At 56.1% G+C, this 4,688-nt stretch carries 2 protein-coding genes and 1 pseudogene; 1 reads left to right on the top strand and 2 read right to left on the bottom strand.

Annotated elements, in window-relative coordinates; genetic code table 11:
* Both IVB48_RS05600 and IVB48_RS05605 read right to left on the bottom strand, forming a co-directional pair.
* A partial coding sequence (locus IVB48_RS05600; protein WP_247398234.1) for a cellulase family glycosylhydrolase occupies positions 1-1,262 on the bottom strand: 1,262 nt, incomplete at its 3' end.
* Between the two features lie 843 nt (positions 1,263-2,105).
* Positions 2,106-3,123: pseudogene (locus tag IVB48_RS05605) on the bottom strand (ISAs1 family transposase); the annotation flags it as partial.
* A gap of 486 nt (positions 3,124-3,609) precedes the next feature.
* On the opposite strand from IVB48_RS05605, the gene IVB48_RS05610 reads away from it, so the two are divergent.
* Positions 3,610-4,688, top strand: a 1,079-nt coding sequence (locus IVB48_RS05610; RefSeq protein ID WP_247398236.1) for a family 16 glycosylhydrolase, incomplete at its 3' end; no start/stop codon positions are given.

The raw sequence follows: 4,688 nt of genomic DNA on the forward strand, positions 1-4,688 counted from the left end.
TGCAGCGCGCTGCTGGTCGACGATGCACCCGCAAGAAGATCGACGACGTGGTTGCCGTGGGTATCAGTGCTCCAGATGTTGGAAAGGCCGGTGGTGGTGTTTTTCCAGGCCACATCATAGCCGCCTGAGACCGCCTCAGCGCCGAGGATCACCCAATTGCTGCCGAACTGACCGGCGGTGACCGCGGCGCCGTTGACCTTGAGCTCGGGACCACCAGTGCCACCGACCGGATCGAGAAAGTAGTTTTGTCCAACCTGCGAGAGACTGGTGCTGCCAAGCGCTTCGATGGCTATTCCGGCTAGGCTGCCAAAAGATGCGTCCTGGCTTGTTGTGATTACGTATTTCCCAAGTACCGCCATCTGTGGCTTGTCGACACCCGCTGAAGGTTCGACTGAGTACATATAAGATCCCCACCACGGACCGGCTGCCCAGTACGTGCCACCCTGCCAGACAGCAGAATGTTGGGCCATATACCCTAGCATATTATCGAGAGCGGAAAGGCTGGCCTGATCAGGCGCGACCCCAAATTCGCCCAGAAAAACCTTGTTTCCAGTCGCTTCGGCCCACGCCGTAACCGCCTGGAGCCTCTCAACGCCGATTGTCGTTGACACAACATCGCTATGCGTTCCTGAGCCATCTGAGTCCAAGTATTGATGAACTTCGAATGTAAAATTGTGATTTGGATCGACGACGCCGGTCCCGATAATTGCGGCATTGCCGGAGCTGACCCAGCTCGATGCCCCGTCCCAATTAGTGCCAGGAACGAGTATTTGCTGAGACGTCGCACCGACCGCGCGTATAGCTGAGATCGCTGCGTTGACGGAGCCCAGCCATTGAGTTGCGGAAATGTCGAACGGCTCATTCATCAACCCAAACACAACGTTTGAATTTGATGCAAAATGGCCAGCCAATTGCCCCCAAAAATTAGCGAATGCGGAATTTGGAAGTGCGGTGCTGCCGATCTGCGAACCATTCACGTAACCAAAGTCATGCGGGTCGAGAATGACTTTCATGCCTTTCGAGTTCGCATAGCTTACCACGTCGTCGATGTAGCTCACCTCGGATGCGCTCAGCGAACCATCCATCGTCGGCTGCACGCGCTCCAAAAGAAATGGGAGCCGTATGACTGACATATCCTTCGACGCGAAATAGTCTATCTCCGCATGTGTAGGATAAGTGTAATCATAATTTACGCCACGCGTGCCGCCCGCGCCAAATTCCGCACCGGACAAGTTCACACCAAACAGTTTAAAGTCAGACATGTCGCGCCGCTCCGTTCTAAAAAGTTTTTCCGGAGCAGCCTCGCGGCTACGCGTTAAAGAGGCGTAAGTTCAAACTTAAAATGCACGGCATGCATGATGTGTTAACCTTTAAAGGAACAGGAACTGCAGCCGAGCTTCCCCTTGCGTCAGGAGAATCCCTGTCTTGCTGCATGAAGGGATGGGGCCGCGCGCGGCGGATGCCGCTCGCATGAACGGGACGAGTTGTCGCGCGGCAGCGCTTTTACAGGGGCAGCCAAAGGCTGTGATGACCCTTAACTGACGGGTGTCTATGCTCAGTTTGTGGCAATCTCGCCGCGCCGCTGCTCGCCCAATCGAAGGTGTCACGACTTGCGCTCATCCTAGTTCAACCATTCGCCGGTCCAATGTAAGCGGAGTACAACGAAGTCGCCGGCTGACTGATAGGGACCGCAAAAGCGTCAGCAACATCTGTTGCCAGAGCGCCGACCTATACCGTTTTATTCTTCAAAAATGTCCCTGAAGTTGGAAGACGCTGAACGTGTGAGTCAAACGGTGCACGTCCAACGGCTTACTTGTGTTGTCACACATGGCCTCGGCAGTACTTCCCTGGTTTACGCTGCTATCAAAGCGCTATTACGAAAATGCGCGTGTACCGTCGTTGATCGGGCGTGTTGGCAGCCGCGGAAAACCTACATCTCGGCCCGCAATCAAAAGAGGTCCGTCTCAAGCGAGGTCGCACGAGTCATGGTCGTCCATAATGCCATCCAGTACTGTTTTAGGCACATAACATATATTCCAAGACTTTGCGCTGGTTACGAGGGGCATAGGTGGAAAGTGGCTCCCGTCCGCTGGGAGGGCGATCGTATGGCTGAGAACCTGCATGAGGAAGGTATTGTCCCCAACAGGTCGGCTGAATTTGAGGCGGATGGATTTGCGGTCGGGATTGCCACGCAAGATGTTGAGAGCGAGACGCCGCAAATGGGCAAAGTTCTGGAAGTGGTCCTTTCGCACGGTTTGCGTCCTCGGCAAAAGACCCCGAGTATCCAAAGGTAGGCTGTTCTCGATCCGTCAATGACCGTGGAGACATGCCGCAGCCGCCTGAGAGCAAGATATTTCGACAACAGATAGTAGCTAGTGACCGGCGGGTCTTGGTCGCGCAGCCTTCTGGGCGATGTAATTCGACCAACGACGACGACACCAAGAGGCGCTTAGCCGAGCTCTTGTTGCGCGCGGTCGCCTTGCGGGTTTCGCTCCGGTCGTGCGTGGCGCGGTCGAGCTGCCGGGTCGTGCGGCGCTTAGCTAATCGCGCAAACTGCTGCGTAACCGTCTCCAACAAGGCTCCGCGATTGGCCTTGATGACCAGAGCATCATCGCCGCCGCGCTCAGGCACCGCTTGAGCAAAGCCGCGGTGGCAATCCAGCGCATCGGCCGTGACGATGCAGCCTTCCAGGCACAGACGCTCCAGCACCTCGAAGGCACCCGCCGTCCCCTTGCGCGCAGGCGGCTTGTGCTGCGCCAAAGCCCTTCGCGCGTCCAAGGCAAGGCGTTGACTAGATGCAGCGGCGTCCTCTTAGCGCGCCGTTCATAGGCGGCGCGCAACGCCCTTCCATCGACCGTCGCCACGCCGCTGAGCTTGAGCCCATTGGCCTTGGCAAAGCCTCCACAAACAGTCGGAAGGATTGTTCGAGCAGACGGAACACCCGGCTGAAACGCATCGTGCATCGGCATACGGTGCTCCAGACGCAGAAAAAGCCGCAACAGCTCCTTCTTCGATCGCCCGAACTCAGCAATCTTCGAGTAACTGCACTCTGCAAACAACGGCCGCCGACAAAATGAGCAAAACTCCAAGGTGCTTTGCATTGGCTGCGCGCGGGTCCGGCAACCGCGGGACGCCTTCTTCAACTACTACCTCCGACTCCCTCCATCTTCCAGGAAGCTGTTCTCAGAATCCATCTTCCTCTTCAATGCAATAGTACCCACCATCCAATATACGATTCCCCTACGTCCGGTGGGGCACCTCCACAGCTTTCCCGCAAACTGGTTGGACTAAGTAAACAACCCGGAAGGCATGCGCGAGCAGGGTGATGCTCTCGGGCCAATTGGCTGTTCGATCCGGGAGATTTGGATGGTTGCGATCTGCTCCTAGATTAGGTCCTGGCGGACGATGTCCTGGCTGCTTGTCAAGAGATGTCTTGCGAGTACTCGAGATCCGCGACCTGCGTCTGTCATTAGCGCTTCCTTTTCTATAGTCTGGAAAAACTTGCAGCTAATGTTCTTACGTGCCTCATATGTGCCGTTTTGGGAGTAACAATCGGATACAGAGTCGAATAATACAGAGAAGACGGGTTCAAGATTTTGGGAGGGGGCCGTGACGGCGCTAAATTTGACCGGCTTTAAAATGACCTTCGATGAGGAATTTGATACCCGAAGTATCTCACAAACGGGCGCGAGCACCACGTGGGCTGATATACGGCCGGAGTGGCGCCTCGATGCCAACTCTGACATCGGCTTTGGCAACTCCTCCTTTGTAGACGCTGGATCAGGTTATGACCCGTTGAGCGTCAAGAGCGGCGTACTGTCGATTACAGCCGTGCCTGACCGTACAGCGTCCGGTTACCCAGGCAGCTGGGAGTCTGGGTTAATCACGACCGAAGGGCATTTTTCTCAGACCTACGGTTACTTCGAGATCCGAGCGGACTTTTCAAACCTTCCGGGTGCCTGGGACGCTTTCTGGCTTCTGCCTGATAAGCAAATTCCTGACCCAAACAATGCTGGTCATTGGCAGGAACTGGACGTCGTCGAGCATTACGGTAGCTGGGATAAGGGCGTCTACAGCGGGATTCATACGACGGACGCCGCTCCCAACCTGAATTGGCAAGCGAATCTTCAAGTTTACAGCGAGCTTGCTCAGCCGAGTGGCTATCACACCTACGGCGTAGACTGGGAGAAGGACACGATCAGCTTCTATGTCGACGGACAGCTAATGGGAATGAAGCCGACGCCGAGCGACATGCACTCCCCGATGTATCTTCTAGCCGACCTGGCGACGCAGACGAATTCAGGCAACAACGCCAATGCTGCGAGTGTTCCGATCACATCTTATATTGACTACATTCATGTATATTCATCACCAAGCAGCGGGTCTGCGGGCGCTACGACCATCGAAGCGCTTGGCAGCACCAGTCTCTCGCAGGTTGGACAAAACTACTTTCTCGATCCGGTCGGTGGCACTGGTGGTCCCGAGCTCAAGGTCAACGGCGCCGCGGTCACCGCCGGTCAGTTCGGCAGCAATTGGGTGATCCTCGGCGCTGAGGCGGTCTCAGGCGGCTATGATGTGGCCTGGAAAAACACCACCACCGGCCTTTCCAACATCTGGAGCACTGATACCCACGGCAACCACGTCGTCGATCTTCTTGCGGGTGCATCGTCGACCAGCAGCGCGCTGCC

The organism is Bradyrhizobium sp. 76 (assembly GCF_023073025.1).
Taxonomy (GTDB): Bacteria; Pseudomonadota; Alphaproteobacteria; order Rhizobiales; family Xanthobacteraceae; genus Bradyrhizobium.